10 protein-coding genes are annotated in these 15671 nt (G+C 51.8%); all 10 read left to right on the top strand.

What is annotated here, in order from left to right; genetic code table 11:
• The first annotated feature begins 103 nt into the window (after window positions 1-103).
• The 10 genes from E9954_RS09830 to E9954_RS09785 all read left to right on the top strand — a co-directional run bounded on the left by E9954_RS09830 (window position 104) and on the right by E9954_RS09785 (window position 15661).
• Window positions 104-1591, top strand: a complete 1488-nt coding sequence (locus E9954_RS09830) for a BNR-4 repeat-containing protein (RefSeq protein ID WP_136079006.1) — start codon at window positions 104-106, stop codon at window positions 1589-1591.
• A gap of 384 nt (window positions 1592-1975) precedes the next feature.
• Window positions 1976-4231 (top strand): GH92 family glycosyl hydrolase, encoded by a 2256-nt coding sequence (locus E9954_RS09825; RefSeq protein WP_136079005.1) that lies wholly within the window; start codon window positions 1976-1978, stop codon window positions 4229-4231.
• A gap of 5 nt (window positions 4232-4236) precedes the next feature.
• Window positions 4237-5658, top strand: coding sequence for a sugar MFS transporter (locus E9954_RS09820; protein WP_136079004.1), 1422 nt, complete (start codon window positions 4237-4239; stop codon window positions 5656-5658).
• The gene (locus tag E9954_RS09815) at window positions 5655-6785 is read left to right on the top strand and encodes an ROK family protein (protein WP_136079003.1); all 1131 of its coding nucleotides are present in this window, start codon (window positions 5655-5657) and stop codon (window positions 6783-6785) included. Before E9954_RS09820 ends, E9954_RS09815 begins: the two co-directional genes overlap by 4 nt.
• A 117-nt stretch (window positions 6786-6902) precedes the next feature.
• Window positions 6903-9227, top strand: coding sequence for a GH92 family glycosyl hydrolase (locus E9954_RS09810; RefSeq protein ID WP_136079002.1), 2325 nt, complete (start codon window positions 6903-6905; stop codon window positions 9225-9227).
• A gap of 120 nt (window positions 9228-9347) precedes the next feature.
• Window positions 9348-10406 carry an IS110 family RNA-guided transposase gene (locus tag E9954_RS09805; RefSeq protein ID WP_136079001.1) on the top strand — a complete coding sequence of 353 codons (1059 nt, stop codon included), beginning with the start codon at window positions 9348-9350 and terminating at the stop codon, window positions 10404-10406.
• A 369-nt stretch (window positions 10407-10775) separates the two neighbouring features.
• Window positions 10776-11027, top strand: a complete 252-nt coding sequence (locus tag E9954_RS09800; protein WP_136079000.1) for a response regulator transcription factor — start codon at window positions 10776-10778, stop codon at window positions 11025-11027.
• Window positions 11028-11127: 100 nt separating this feature from the next.
• On the top strand, window positions 11128-12528 hold the full coding sequence (locus tag E9954_RS09795; RefSeq protein ID WP_136078999.1) for a Gfo/Idh/MocA family protein: 1401 nt from the start codon (window positions 11128-11130) through the stop codon (window positions 12526-12528).
• 26 nt (window positions 12529-12554) lie between these two features.
• Window positions 12555-14027, top strand: coding sequence for a sulfatase (locus E9954_RS09790; RefSeq protein ID WP_168442130.1), 1473 nt, complete (start codon window positions 12555-12557; stop codon window positions 14025-14027).
• Between the two features lie 20 nt (window positions 14028-14047).
• Entirely contained in the window at window positions 14048-15661 is a 1614-nt protein-coding gene (locus tag E9954_RS09785) for a sulfatase family protein (protein WP_168442129.1), read from the top strand.
• The last annotated feature ends 10 nt before the right edge of the window (window positions 15662-15671 follow it).

Genomic DNA, 15671 nt, shown 5'->3' with positions numbered 1-15671 from the left:
ATCCTCGGATCCCCTTTTTTATAATGATGGCGCGAGAGCACCAACGGCAAAATACCGAAAATCATTGCTGTTATTTTTTTATTAGATACATGGGGTTATAAATATGGTCAGGAAACAGAGATTTGTACGTTTTAATATTTTTTCAGTAATTGCAGTAGGCCTATTTATCACACAGCCCGGTTCTAGTCTGGCTGCAGAGTCTGACGTGGAGTACTTCACGGATAACGGCTATGGCAATCCAACTGCCACCATGCAGCACCCCAGCGGTGAATATTTTGAGGGAACTACTTATGTAGCCTACCAGGGTCCTCACGAGGACCCTTATGTGTGTTCCTATGAGCATTCAGCGAAGAAATGGGCAGGGCCCTACCAAGCCGGTGTAAATCTTATGGGGCAGGAATATGATGCGATTACCCGCGAAGGCAAGGTCGATAATCACGGCAGACCGTCGATGATTATTGATGCAAAGGGCTATATCCATCTTGCTTTTGGCGGTCATGGAGGTGTTCCTTCTTTAGGTGAAAATTCACAGGGTGCTCAGGGCCGAGGCAAACAGACCCACGTGGTCTCTAAGCGTCCCCGCGATATCACCGAGTGGGAGGAACTCGAGAATATCTCGCCTTTTGGTACCTACAGCCAATGGGTAAAAATGCCGAATGGCGATTTGTATTTATTTTTCCGTCACGGTTCTCACCAAAGCGACTGGGTTTACCAGAAGTCTACGGATGCAGGCAGAACATTCACCTCCCCGAAATCCGTTCTAAAGTCAAAACCCCACACCGGCTATGAGGGCCCGCATGATGCATGGTATGTATGGTTCGCCCCCGGCAAGGATAATACAATAACGGCCTCTTATGTTTATCACTTGTGTGACAAGTCGGGTGCGGGCCGTCATACAAATGCCCGTTACAATTATTATTACATGATGATGAATACGGACGATGGTTCATGGCAGAATATCCAGGGCCAGAAATTGGATATTCCCGTAACAAAGGAGGTCGCTGATAAAAGCACCATGATCGTCGATACCAATAAAGAGCGGGCGAACCATGGCACATGCCGCGTAGACGAAAATGGTAATCCTCACCTTTTCTTCAGGCACGATGACGGTCACGTTCGTTACATCAGGTGGCTTGGCGATTCCTGGCAAAAACCGGTTAGGGTCGTTCCCGGCAATAGAATTCAAGACGGCGACATCCTGGTCGACTCACCGTTGAATGTCCGCTTGTTACTGAGTCATAAAGTTGCCGGTGCAGGTACGGTCGGTTATTGGCGAACGACCGATGGCGGGTTGACCTGGAAGAAGGATAAACCCCTGATCACCTCGAAAAAAGCTAACTTTAAATACGTCAGCTCCCTGATGCACAACGCCAATCCTGAGGCCCTGTTGCTATTGAGCGAACACATATACGGTCAGGAGCACCAGTATCGCAAGATGATTTTACTCGGCGATAATGGCCCCGTCACAAGACCTGAAAAGCAAGCCAGCAACCTTGGTGATCGTCTCCAGGAACTCCAAAAGCTTAAAGCTGAAGGCAAACTCGATGATCAACCCAAGGGAAGAAGGGGCAGAACAACACCGCGTGAATAATCGGGTTAAAACGAACCGAAGATCAATGAACTCGCCTGGCGTGAACCGCGCGAGGGCAGGGGATCATTGGAGCGCATGGTCTAGGCAGGGGGAGGGGTAGAAAATTCCCGGCCGAGGCCGTCGCCAAATATACCGGCATTGCGTTGGGTCATTCGGCCAAAAAACCGAAATTATTTATGGGTGCGCGGTGTAATGGATTTCGGTGACATGACACGACCATCGTTCTCTGGCATTCTGTTTTCTCTGCAGTGGGAACATGTCTTCTCATGATGAAAACAGATGAGTGGGGAGTATGTATGAATGGAAAACACGAAGGAGCCGCCCCAAAGTCTAAAACATCACCAAGCCCATATATGATAATGAACAATTAGCAAAAGGCAGCACATGAACAAGTTAAATCAAACACGCAAGGATGTAATTTCCATTCTGTTGACGGTCATGACTGGAGTCTTGATTCATACCGGCATGTACCAGACAGCCCACGCAGATCCCGCCAGTTATGTCGATCCGCGCATCGGCAACATTGCCCCCTTCCTGGTGCCGACCTACCCGACCTATCAGCAGCCCAATCAGATGCTCCGCATGTATCCCATTCGCAAAGACTATACCTTTGATCAAGTGCAGTATTTTCCACTTCAGGTTATGTGGCATCGCGGCAAAGGCATTTTGAAGATGCGTGTAGCACGCGGCCCGGTCACAGCGGCCAGTTGGAACCGGAAAATGGCCTATGATCACGATCTGGAAGTCGTCCATCCCTGGCGTTTCGAGACTTATTTAATTGAAGATGACATCACCCTCGGTTTTGCACCCGGCAAGAAAACGGCCATCTATCGTTATAACTTCCCTAGGGCAACGCAAAGTCATATATTGATTGAGGGAACGGGCAAAATGACCGCCAAGCTGGTCGAACCACATGCCGTGAACATCACGGAACGCATTACGAAAAAAAGCCGTAATCCGGAATTGGCCCCGGTAACGATGTCAGTCTGGTGTTATGCCGAAGTGACCGATGGGCAAGGTCGGCCTGCCCAAGGCATGAACATCATCATTGATAAGAATACGCTGCGCATCGAATGTGGTAAAAAGGCCCCGAAAACCATCTTGCTGAAATATGCAATTTCGTATGTCAGTCAGCAGCAGGCTAGGAAAAACTTTGACGCAGAACTATCTCACCAGAACTTTGAAGAACTCAGTGTCAGCGGCAAAGCAGCCTGGGATGGTGAACTCAACAAAATCAGGGTTAAAGGTGGGACGGATGCGCAGAAACGCTCCTTTTACACAGCCCTTTACCGCACACACGAACGCATGATCGACATTGCCGAAGACGGTCAATACTACAGCGGTTACGATCAGTCGATCCACAAAACAACCCGCCCCTTCTACGTAGACGACTGGGTATGGGACACCTACCGGGCTCAGCATCCCCTGCGCACCATCCTGGCCCCCCAACAGGCCCAGGACATGTTGCATTCGTATGTGGAAATGTACAAACAAAGCGGGTGGATGCCGACCTTCCCCCAGGTATTCAGAAATCATGCCTGCATGAACAGTTATCACTCGTCCGTTCTTTTTCTGGATGCCTACCGCAAAGGACTCACCGACTTTGATATAGAAGCCGCCTACGAAGGCGTGCGCAAAAATGTCACCCAGGGCAGCTGGATTCCCTGGCGTCAGGGATCCAAAGCCACGGCCCTCGACCAGCGCATGAAAGACCTCGGTTTTATGCCAGCCCTGCATCCGGGTGAAGAAGAAACTGAGCCACTGGTGGATGGATTTGAACGCCGGCAATCGGTTGCTATTTCGCTGGGGCGCAGTTTTGATACCTGGGTGCTGTCTGAATGGGCCAAAGAATTGGGCAAAAAAGAAGATTACGTCAGGTTTGCTGCCATTTCTGACCAGTACAAACGCCTCTGGAGCGAGGAGTATAAAATGTTCATGCCCAAGGACGATAAGGGCGAATGGATCGATATCAATCCCAAGTCCGCGGGCGGCAGGGGCTACCGCGACTATTACGACGAGAACAACGGCTGGACCTATGCCTGGCACGTCCCTCACGCGATCGACGGACTCATCGAATTGCTGGGCGGAAAAGAGCAGGCCCGTAAACGGCTCGACCAGCTCTTCCGTGAACCACTGGGCATGTCACGCATGGCATTCCATGTGAACGGTGCCAATTCAACCGGTATGGTAGGTCAGTTTTCCATGGGCAACGAACCGTCCTTTCACATTCCCTATCTCTACAACTATTGCGGCGCGCCCTGGAAAACCCAGCAACGCACCCGGTTCCTGCTCGATGTCTGGTTCAAAGACAACCTATTTGGCATTCCCGGCGACGAAGATGGCGGCGGCATGTCCGCCTGGGTGGTTTTCACGGCCATGGGCTTTTATCCGGTCACGGCGGGTGAACCCGTTTATGCCCTCACAAGTCCTGTGTTTACGGAAGTCGCCATGGATGTGCCCGGTGGGCAATTCAAAGTGCTCGCACCAGCATCAAGTAAGGTCAATAAATATATCCAGAAGGCAGAGCTAAATGGCAAACCGCTCAATATGCCGTTCATCACGCACGATCAAATCATGGCAGGCGGTATACTGACACTGGATCTGGGTGACAAGCCGAATCGCAGTTGGGGAGTGAAATAGAAATCATGGAAACTGAAAACAATCCGACAAACTATAAAAAACCGTTCATCACCATCACGCTACTCTTCTTTTTATGGGGCTTCATCACCGTCATGAACGACGTACTGATTCCCTACCTCAAGGAGGGGTTTGATCTGACCTATTTTCAGGCGGGACTGGTTCAGTTCGCTTTCTTTGGCGCATTTTTCTTCGTGTCACTGATCTATTACCTGGTGTCGCTTTCCAAAGGCGATCCGATCAACCGCGTTGGCTACAAGACCGGCATCATCGTGGCACTGCTCGTTTGCGGCGCGGGTTGTGCCCTATTTTATCCGGCGGCGGAGTTTCAGAAATATGGATTCTTTCTCGGTGCGCTGTTTCTGCTCGCAACCGGCGTAACGCTGCTGCAGATCGCAGCCAATCCCTACGCGGCCATTCTAGGAAAACCCGAGACGGCTTCCAGTCGCCTCAACCTGGCGCAAGGCGTCAATTCGCTGGGCACCACCATCGCCCCCATCATCGGCGGCCTCCTGCTCTACAAGGTTTTTGCCCATGGTGGAGAAGTCACGATCGATTCCATCAAACTGCCGTACCTGATCTATGGATCGTTGTTCGTTGTGCTGGCCGTCATTGTCTGGCGCAGCCATTTGCCGAAATTCGCCAGCGATGAAAAGGTGGAGAAGGGACTCGGCGCATTGCGATACCCGCACCTGCGTTTCGGTATGATTGCCATTTTCATGTATGTCGGCGGCGAAGTGGCTATCGGCAGTTATCTCATCAACTACATGATGGATGGCGCGATCATGGGGCTACCGGAATCGACAGCAAGCCTCTATCTGGCCTACTACTGGGGTGGGGCGATGATTGGACGCTTGTGCGGCGCGATATCGCTGAGCGACATCGCCAGCCAGTCGCGTAAATACGCCTACATGGCCGTCACCGCCATCGTGGTGTTCCTCGTGGTTTATCTGGTCACCGCGATTCGCATCGAAGACGGCGAATTCTTAATGGCGTTCATGACACCCGCTCAGGTCGGTCCGTTCCTCGTGATGATCGTTTTAAACTTCATTGCCTTCATTTTCGGCAAGGGTCATCCGGCCCGCGCGCTGGGTGTGTTTTCCATCTGCCTGGTCGTGCTGCTGTCCATCGCGGCCTTCACTGGTGGATCGCTGGCATTCTGGGCAGCGCTGGGTACCGGGCTGTTCAACTCCATCATGTGGTCGAATATTTTTACGCTGGCGATCAAGGATCTGAAACAATATACCTCGCAAGGTTCATCCCTGCTCGTGATGATGATCGCGGGCGGTGCGATTGTGCCGCTGATTATGGGCGCGGCGGCCGACCGGGTGGGCATCCAACTGGCCTTCGCCGTGCCGATTATCAACTATATCTACATCGCGTTCTATGGATTTGCGGGCCATAAGGTGAAAGAGGTTAGCGGGGCATGAGCTATTCAAACGATAAACGTATTGTCCTGACTCTCGACGCGGGGGGCACCAACTTTATTTTTTCCGCTATCCGGGGAAATAAAGAAATTATCGAACCCGTCGGCCTGCCGGCCGAAACAATGGTGTTGGAAAAAAGCCTCGCCACCATCGAAGCCGGATTCCGGCAGGTGATGGACAAACTGGACACTGCACCGGTGGCAATCAGCTTTGCTTTTCCGGGGCCAGCCGACTATCCCAACGGGATCATCGATAATGTGGGCAACCTTCCGGCTTTCGCGGGTGGTGTGGCGCTTGGCCCCTATCTCGAAGCTCAGTTCGACCTGCCTGTATTCATTAATAACGATGGCGACTTGTTCGTATATGGCGAAGCCATTGCCGGCCTGTTGCCGCGCGTTAATAAAATGCTGGAAGCGGCCGGCAGCCCAAAACGCTACCAGACGCTCTTTGGCGTTACGCTTGGAACCGGCTTTGGTGGAGGCCTGGTTCACAAGGGCGAGCTGTTTATCGGCGACAACTCCAATGCCACGGAAATCTGGCTGATGCGCAACAAAGTGAAACCGGACTGTATTGCCGAGATTGGTGCCTGTGCTCGTGCCGTGATTTTCCGCTATGCAGAATTGACGGGTATTCCACTGGATGAGGCTACCGCGCCCGGAACAAAAGAGATTGAAGATATTGCTTTGGGAATTTCAGAAGGGGATCAGGCCGCGGCGGTTGAGGCCTACCGGCAGTTGGGTGAAGTGTTGGGCGATGCGCTCTCAAATGCGATGACCCTCATGGATGGTCTGGTTGTGATGGGCGGTGGAGTCTCTAAAGGACATCGTCTTTTCATGCCGGAATTGATCCGTGAAATGAACGGAATAATTAAGGGCTATAACGACGACGAATTTGATCGAATCGTTCAGAAGGTATTCAATCTCGAGTCCGATTCGGAAATCAAACAGTTCCTCTCCGGTGAACCGAAAGAGATTACGGTGCCAGAGAGCTCCCGGACTATTTCATATGATCCGCTGAAGCGGATCGGAATAGGCACCTCCATGCTGGGAACCAGTCGGGCCGTATCTATCGGCGCCTATGCCTTCGCCCTGCATGAAATTGATAAAGCGGAAGCCGCCGTGGTTGAATAGACGTCGGAGTTGGTTCTATAAGATAAGAACCGGGCATCTGTAAACGCAGTTATTTGTGTGCTAACAACCGTTTTCGTATTTCATCAAAATTTTCTTCAACCAGGAGCAAGGATATAAATGAATAATAAACCAGTAAGGATAGTAATAGCAGGTTCCATATTTTTTGCCTTAGTTGGACTTTCAAATGCAAAAGAAATGGTCGATTATGTTGACCCGATGATCGGTGCGGTCACACTCGGCGCTAATGGTGAGCACGGCAAGTATTTTGGAAGGACATTTCCTGGTGCAGCTACTCCGTTTGGCCTTGTTCAGCTAAGCCCGGATACGATCACAGGCTCCGGGGATCATACTTCAGGGTACAGTTACAATCACGATGTCATCGAGGGGTTCAGCTTTACGCACATGAGTGGAGTGGGCTGGTATGGCGATCTCGGTAATTTTCAGGTAATGCCAACTACCGGCAAGCGACTATTTAATCGCAGGTACATCGTTACCAAAAGGATCAAGGAGACTGATCTCTTTGAAGATTTTCCTGATGCGATGGACAATGCAGCCTCTAAGTATTCCCATGATCAGGAACATGCGAGTATCGGCTACTACAGTGTAGACTTGCTGAGATATGATATTAAGACAGAAGTGACCGCTGCACCGAAGGCAGGGATTATACGATTTACGTTTCCTGAAAATAAAACAAGCAGGCTGCAGATTGATCTGGCAAGGCGAATCGGGCAGACTCAGCGTTGGCATGAACACAGCACCCAGAAGGTCGAAGTTCTGGACGACCAGACTATTCAAGGCTATATGAAGTGCTCAAGCGAGGACGGAGGATGGGGGCATGGCAAGGGCAATGTGAATTACACGTTGCATTATTACGCGAAGTTCAGCAAGCCATTTAAAAGATTTGGTGTATGGGATAAAGACCAGGTAATGGAAGGCAAAAAGAATTACATCGGTACCAATACAGGTTTTTTTGCTGAATATGAAACGGCTAAGGATGAGCAGGTCATGCTGAAAGTCGGGATATCCTTTGTGAGTATTGAGGGAGCGAAGGCAAATTTAAGACATGACATTGCTGACTGGGACTTTGACGGAGTACGAAATAAAACAAAATCGCTGTGGTCAGATGCGTTTAAGACGATTGATTTTCAGGGCGGCAGTGAAAAACAAAAAACTATTCTGGCAACTTCCCTTTACCATTGCTTTATAGACCCGAGAGTAGCTTCTGATGTTGATGGCTGGTATGTCGGTGCTGATAACAAAAAACATAAAACCAAAGGTTTTTCATACCGCACAGTGTTTAGCGGATGGGACGTTTTTCGCAGTCACTTTCCATTTCTGACGATTGTCAGGCCGGATATTGTAAATGATGAGATCAATTCACTGCTTGATATGTCAAAAAGGAGTGGGAATGATTATTTGCCCCGCTGGGAAATGCTGAACTCTTATTCGGGTTGCATGTTAGGAAATCCCGCCGTATCAGTGATCGTTGACGCCTACGAAAAAGGCATAAGAAATTATGATATTGCCGAAGCTTATAAACAATGCAAAAACTCAGTCGATAAATTTGGAAACCAGGAGCACGGGTTTACACCGGGTAGTATGTCAAAAACACTTGAGTATGCTTATACCGACTGGTGCGTTGGCCGCTTTGCTGAATCACTGGGAAAAGATCAGGATTCAAAAGAATATTACCAACGCTCTATGGCGTATAAGAATCTTTGGGATCCAGACGTCAATTGGATGCGTACAAGAAATATTAACGACAAATGGAGAAAGTGGGACGGAAGAACCGGTTTTGAACAGGGGACAACTGAGAGCAATCCATACCAGCAGGGCTGGTTTGTCCCTCATGACGTTGCCGGCTTTGCTGAATTGATGGGTGAAGATTATTTCGTTCAGGAACTTAAATCTTTTTTCAAAAAGTCACCAGATGACTTTTTCTGGAACTCCTATTACAATCACTCAAATGAGCCGGTGCATCATGTTCCATATATGTTCAATTATGTAGGCCTTCCGTGGCAAACTCAAAAATGGACACGCGAAATATGCGAAAATGCCTACGGACTCGGACCTCTGGGCCTGAGGGGTAATGAAGATGTTGGTCAGATGTCGGCTTGGTATGTTCTATCTGCAATGGGTTTGCATCCGGTCTGTCCCGGCGATAATGTTTACCTGTTGACAAGTCCCGTCTTTGACAAAGTGACAATAACATTGGATCCTGATTATTATAAGGGCGGTAAATTCACGGTGGTCGCAGAAAATAACTCGCCGGAAAATATTTATATACAGTCAGCCAAACTAAACGGTAAGCCATTAGAGCGAGCTTGGATCACGCATCAGGAGATTGTTGCTGGTGGAACCATTGAATATAAGATGGGGCCCAAACCTAATAAGAAATGGGGCAGCGATCCGCAAAACAAGCCTCCATCGCTGTCAAACTGAGTGATTTGGAGGCGGTAGATAGGATGAGAAGGCAGTTGAGAGAGGTGTCCGGCCTCCATACGAGCTGTGATAAAATCACGCTCAACAAATAATCGCACTCAAGGTGCAAGGAGACCGAACATGAAGAAACGTAATACAATCGGAATGGATATGGGAGATCGGAGCCATAGTATTTGCATACTCGACCCGGCGGGTGAGGTCGTTTTACGCAACACGGTTGGCAACACAGCGGTGGCGCTTCGCAAATGCTTCAAGAAACAGAAGCCGGCATTGTTTGCCATCGAAGCGGGAACCCATTCTGCTTGGGTAAGTCGCATGCTTGAGGATATGGGGCACGAGGTTCTCGTCGGGAACCCACGCAAGCTGCGGGCCATCTGGGATAGTAATGAAAAAAGTGATGTGCGCGATGCCGAGATGCTTGCCCGTATTGCACGCGTTGATCCCAAATTGTTATATCCGATCCAGCACCGTAGCCGGGAGTCCCACTTCGACCTGCTCAACATCAAAGCACGGGACTTGCTGGTCAAGACCCGAAAAATGCAGATTGCCCATGTGCGGTGTGTGGCCAAGAGTTTTGGTGAGCGCGTATCGAAATGCAGCACCAAATGCTTTCATCGCCGCTCGAATGAGGAACTGTCTGCGGAGTTACTTGAAGTTCTTTCCCCCGTGCTCGAGAGCATTGAGGAACTGAGTTTTAAAATCACGGAGTATGATAAACGGATCAAGAAACTCAGCGAGGAAAAGTATCCCGAAACAGCGGTGCTGAGAGCGGTGTCGGGCGTGGGCCCGATCACTGCACTGGCCTACATCCTCACACTCGAAGATCCGAAGCGTTTCAAAAAGAGCCGAGATGTCGGGCCATTCCTGGGGCTCGTTCCTCGCCGGGATCAATCGGGGGATATGGATAAGCAGCTCTCCATTACCAAGGCAGGCGATGTTGCCTTACGGCGACTTCTCGTCGGGTGCGCCCAGTATATATTGGGTGCGTTCGGGCCGGAATGTGAACTGCGGGAGTTCGGGCTCAAATTGGCTGACCGAGGCGGGAAAAACGCAAAACGCCGCGCCGTGGTGGCCGTGGCCCGCAAGCTGGCCGTGCTCTTGCACCGGTTATGGGGAGACAAAGCGGCCTATGATCCCTGCCACCAGCAAACTCGCAAGGAGCTGACCCAAGCCGCATAGTTTTCATTCACCGACCTTTTACAAAGCAAAAATAATTTAGAGGAGACCGCTGAAGGATTTTCGAAATCAACCCACCATTTAAAGTCCCGTCCGGGTGACTGCGGTTACAGTCTTGAGCTAGAGCCACATGCTTGGGTTCATCAAAAAGCTCGCCCCGTAGATAGCAGCGCCCCATGACGGATCCTACAATGCACCGGATCAAAAGCGGATCCACAAAGAGTGCGGATAAGAGCAAGACGGAAATGGGAAGTTGAGTATCGGAATCCGTCGCGCCGGATTATTGAATTTGACATGCCTTCTCATAAGAGACTGTAAATTAAAATGCCCAACTTTTCTCGATTGCGAGTGCTTCATGCCGCCAGCTCCTGAATGAACATCTCTTCTGCGGTTTTAAAATTCAGGATCTTGCGGGGTCTTGCGCGCGGCCGTTTATGTAAAGAAATCGCCGATGAACTGGATATTTCAGTGAACACGGTAAACACCGACCTTCGCCGTATCTATGAAAAACTCCAGGTTCACTCCCGCGCCGAGGCCGTCGCCAAATATACCGGCATTGCGTTGGGTCATTCGGCCAAAAAACCGAAATTATTTATGGGTGCGCGGTGTAATGGATTTCGGTGACATGACACGACCATCGTTCTCTGGCATTCTGTTTTCTCTGCAGTGGGAACATGTCTTCCCATAAGGAAATTTAGAATCGAAATCAAACAAGGATCATTACATGAAATTCGATCGACACCATTTTATCAAAGCGGGGGCTGCGGCGACCGTTGGCTTCCCGTCGATTGTCCGCGCTCAAGGGCTGAATGAAAAACTACAGGTCGCGTTCGTGGCGGTTGGCGGAAAAGCCAAAATTCATACTCGGGAATGCCATGAGGCGGGGCTGCAGTGCGTAGCGTTCGCCGATGTGGATAAACAGACGTGGGACGGTGTTCTTGGCAAAGAGGGATGGCAAGGCGCGTCGGGCTACACGGACTGGCGGGAGATGTTCACGCGGCACGGCAAGGAGATTGACGTTGTGTTTGTGTCTACGCCGGACCATTCCCATTTCGCGCCCACCATGACCGCGATCTCCATGGGCATCCATTGCTATACGGAAAAGCCGCTGACGTGGTCGGTACGCGAGGCGCAGCTGTTGACCGCGGCCTATGAAAAACAGAAGAATGTGGTGACCCAGATGGGTAACCAGGGCCATTCGATGCAGGGCTGGCGTGTTGCGTATGAGCTGATCAAGGGCGGCGCCATCGGCGACGTGAAGGAATTCCACACCTGGACCAACCGACCCGTCTGGCCACAGGGCGGCGACAAACCGAACTATACGGATGCGGTGCCGGATTATTTGAACTGGGACGCGTGGATCGGCCCCGCCGCGATGCGCCCCTTCGCGGGGCCAAACGCAGAAGCTAAACCAAAGAAAAATGGGAAACTGCGCGGGACGTACCATCCGGGTACGTGGCGTGGATTCGTGGACTTCGGTTCCGGCGCGCTGGGAGACATGGCCTGCCATACCACCGACGGCATCTATAGCATCATGAATCCAGGCTACGCAGCGACGGCCGAGCCGCTCGAAATGACTGGTCCCGTAACCGATCAGTATCCCGCCGGCATGGTGGTTAAGAGCACCTACCGGGCTTCCAACGGCCGCCCCGGCTTCGCGACCTATTGGTACGAGGGTAAGAATAAAAAGGGTAAACCCTACATGCCCGAGACTCCTGAGGAACTGAAGGTGGATGGCGCGAAGCTTCCACAGACCGGCAATCTGATTGTCGGTACCGAGGGCAAGATGCTGGTGCAGGGCGACTACTGGGAGAGCCCGCGCGTCATTCCGGAAGCGAAACGCCGCGCGTTCGGGCGACCCGAGCAGCTGCTAGAACGTTCGCCGGGCCACCACGCGGAGTTCTTGATGGCCTGCCGCGGCGAAACGCCGCGCGAGTTCAGCCAGTCCAACTTTTCCTATTCTGGCCCCATGACCGCCAATATCCAGCTGGGCAACCTCTGCGCTCGCGCCGGGAAAAAGCTCGTTCTCAACGAAGCCGGCGAGATCGTCAATGACCCGAAGATCAATGAACTCGCCTGGCGTGAACCGCGCGAGGGCTGGGGACCATTGGAAAGCATTGTCTAGATAAAGTCTATGATATGAAACGAGCTATGTTAGGTACTGTCCTGTCGGCCATGATGCTGGCGACGCTGGCTATTGAAACCATCGCGGTTGCAGCAAAACCCAACGTGTTGTTCATCATGGCCGATGACCTTAACACCGCGTTGAGCGGATATGGGCATCCGCAGTGCAAGACCCCGAATCTAGATAAATTGGCGAAGACCGGTGTTTCATTCACCCGCGCCTATTGCCAGTATCCGATTTGCGGTCCATCGCGTGCGTCGATCATGACTGGGCAATATCCCGATAAAAACGGTGTATTGGATAACGGCGGCAAGGTGAAGAAGGATCGAATAACCTTACCACGGCTGTTTCGGGACAATGGATATTGGGTAGGCCGTGCCGGCAAGATCTACCATCTGGGCGTCCCTGGTGAAGTGATGGGCGGCTTGTCGGCCTCGGATCATGCGCCGTCCTGGGATTATGTGTACAACCTGCATGCCATGGAATCGCTTACCCCGGGGAAGGCGGAGGATTTGACGGGGGAGGACTCGACCTCCAAATACCCGGAGCTACGCGAGGAGTGGAAGCGGCGCAAGCCCGGTATAAAAAAGCTGATGATCCCCGGCAACCACCAAGGGAGTGACCAAGTCGTTGTGGAAACCGCCGACGACAACCGCTTGCTCGCCGATGGCATGAGTGCCGATCGGGCAATCGAACTCCTGCGTGCCCGCGCCGTGGATAAAAAACCATTCTTTCTAGGTGTTGGTTTCCTCCGTCCACACGCTCCCTATGTAGCCCCTGAGAAGGATTTCGCGCAGTATGACTATCGCGAGATGAAAGCGCCAAGCGTTGCTGAGTACGCCAAGGCGGATATCCCCGCGCAAGCGAATGGCAACGACATGCAGCCGGATCGAACCAAGCGCCGAAAAATTCGACGCGGTTATTACGGGTCGGTCAGCTACATGGATCGCATGGTCGGCCGTGTGTTGGACGAACTGGATCGATTGGGGCTACGGGAAAATACGATCATTGTTTTTGTATCCGACCATGGATATCTCCTCGGTGAACATAACGCGTGGGCAAAGAGTAAGTTGTGGGAGGAATCGACGCGTGTGCCCTTAATCATCTCAGCCCCGGGGCAATCGGCCTCCGCCGTTGAATGCGACCACTTTGTGGAACTGGTTGATTTGTATCCTACGGTTGTAGAGCTGGCGGGGCTGCCTGCCGATACGGGCACGCAGGGTTTGAGCCTCGCGGAATTACTGAATACGCCTCAAGCGGTTTTCGGGCGACAGGACGCGTTCATTCAGGTCGAGGGCGGCTATGGTCTGCGGAGCGGCAAGTGGGCATACATGTGGTATTCTGCCACGAAGAAATACGAGGAAGGTTTCATGCTCTTTGATATGGATAAGGATCCGAAACAAATCCGTAATCTGGCCGCCAACCCGGAATATGCCGAAACCAGGGAGCGGCTCCACCAGCGCCTGGTAGAGCGAAAAGAGTCGGCAAAGAACGGATAAAAAAACCAAAGGAGTACATCATGTTAAAAAAGGTCATTTTGAGAACAATCGTATTGTGGGGAGCAGGTGCCGCGATGGCGCTTCAAGCTGCACCTGAAAACCGTCCGAACATTGTATGGATCTTTTCGGACGATCACTCCATTCAAACCATCGGCGCTTACGGCGGCCGATTACAGAAATTGAACCCGACGCCGAATCTTGATCGCATTGCAAAGGAAGGCATGCTGTTCGACCGTTGCTATGTCGGGAATTCCATCTGCGCGCCGAGTCGCGCCACGCTGTTGACCGGGAAGCACAGCCATCTCCACGGCAAGATCGATAATCAAGGAGGCTTCAACCACAACCAGCAGCAGTTTCAGAAAATCCTGCAGAAAAACGGCTACCAGACAGCGATGATCGGAAAGATCCATCTGAACGGAAAGATGCAGGGCTTCGACCATTGGGAGGTGCTGCCAGGGCAGGGCGATTATTACCAGCCCAGCTTCATCAGTGACAAGGGCAGGTATACGGAAGAGGGCTACGTAACCGACATCATCACCGATAAGGCGCTCAAGTGGCTGGATAGCGGGAGGGACAAGGATAAGCCGTTCATGGTGATGATACACCACAAAGCCGCGCACCGCAGTTGGATGCCTGCGTCGCGCCATGTGGGCATGTACGAGAATCTCTTCATCCCCGAGCCGGATAGCCTGTTCGACGACTATGCCACCCGCGGCGTCGCGGCCCACAGCGCGACCATGACGATCCGCGATGAAATGAGATTGGAATCAGACCTCAAGCTCTACACGCCGAAGTCGTGGGAAAAATACGAAGCGGAAAAGAAAAAGATGATTGCTGCGGGAAAACCCTTCCCGCCGGCCGGCGGCTGGGAATTCGGGGCCTATTTCCGCATGACCCCCGAACAGCGCAAAGTTTGGGATGATGCCCGCGAGGCGAGCAACCAGAAAATCCTTGCGAAGGGAGAGGCCTGGCTGAAAACCCCCGAAGGAGTGAAATGGCGCTATCAGCGCTACATGAAAGACTACCTCGGCTGCATCGCAAGCCTTGATGAAAACATCGGGCGTGTTCTCGACTATCTCGCCGAATCCGGTTTGGATAAAAACACGATCGTGATGTATTCATCGGATCAGGGATTCTATATGGGCGAACACGGCTGGTTCGACAAGCGCTTTATGTACGAGGAATCGTTCCGCACGCCGCTGATCGCCTATTGGCCGGGGCATATCAAACCGGGTTCGGTGAACACCGATCTGGTGCAGAACATCGACTTTGCCGAAACCTTCCTTGATCTGGCCGGTGCGCCCGTTCCGGACGACATGCAAGGAAGGAGCCTGGTTCCCTTGCTTGAGGGAAAGACGCCTAAGGACTGGCGGGAATCGCTCTACTATCACTACTACGAATATCCGGCCATACATAACGTACGACGCCATGAAGGCGTGTTTAACGGTCGCTTCAAGCTCATCCGGTTCTACGGAAAGGGTGTTCCCAATGGCGAGGAGTGGGAGCTGTTCGACATCGAAAAAGATCCGGAGGAAATGAACAGTGTCTACGGAAATCCGGAATATGCCGCCAAGATCGCCGAGCTGAAAAAGGAATTGCTGAGATTGCGTGAGGTTTACGAAGTTCCTGAGTGAGGCCGACACC

The sequence above is a fragment of the Pontiella desulfatans genome (genome assembly GCF_900890425.1).
In the GTDB taxonomy this organism is placed as follows: Bacteria; Verrucomicrobiota; Kiritimatiellia; order Kiritimatiellales; family Pontiellaceae; genus Pontiella; species Pontiella desulfatans.
This window is presented reverse-complemented; position numbering and strand designations above follow the sequence as displayed.

Excerpts from the sequence above, each read along its gene's own strand:
- E9954_RS09830 (WP_136079006.1), top strand. The coding sequence starts at position 104 with ATGGTCAGGAAACAGAGATTTGTACGTTTTAATATTTTTTCAGTAATT.
- E9954_RS09825 (WP_136079005.1), top strand. The coding sequence starts at position 1,976 with ATGAACAAGTTAAATCAAACACGCAAGGATGTAATTTCCATTCTGTTG.
- E9954_RS09820 (WP_136079004.1), top strand. The coding sequence starts at position 4,237 with ATGGAAACTGAAAACAATCCGACAAACTATAAAAAACCGTTCATCACC.
- E9954_RS09815 (WP_136079003.1), top strand. The coding sequence starts at position 5,655 with ATGAGCTATTCAAACGATAAACGTATTGTCCTGACTCTCGACGCGGGG.
- E9954_RS09810 (WP_136079002.1), top strand. The coding sequence starts at position 6,903 with ATGAATAATAAACCAGTAAGGATAGTAATAGCAGGTTCCATATTTTTT.
- E9954_RS09805 (WP_136079001.1), top strand. The coding sequence starts at position 9,348 with ATGAAGAAACGTAATACAATCGGAATGGATATGGGAGATCGGAGCCAT.
- E9954_RS09800 (WP_136079000.1), top strand. The coding sequence starts at position 10,776 with ATGAACATCTCTTCTGCGGTTTTAAAATTCAGGATCTTGCGGGGTCTT.
- E9954_RS09795 (WP_136078999.1), top strand. The coding sequence starts at position 11,128 with ATGAAATTCGATCGACACCATTTTATCAAAGCGGGGGCTGCGGCGACC.
- E9954_RS09790 (WP_168442130.1), top strand. The coding sequence starts at position 12,555 with ATGTTAGGTACTGTCCTGTCGGCCATGATGCTGGCGACGCTGGCTATT.
- E9954_RS09785 (WP_168442129.1), top strand. The coding sequence starts at position 14,048 with ATGTTAAAAAAGGTCATTTTGAGAACAATCGTATTGTGGGGAGCAGGT.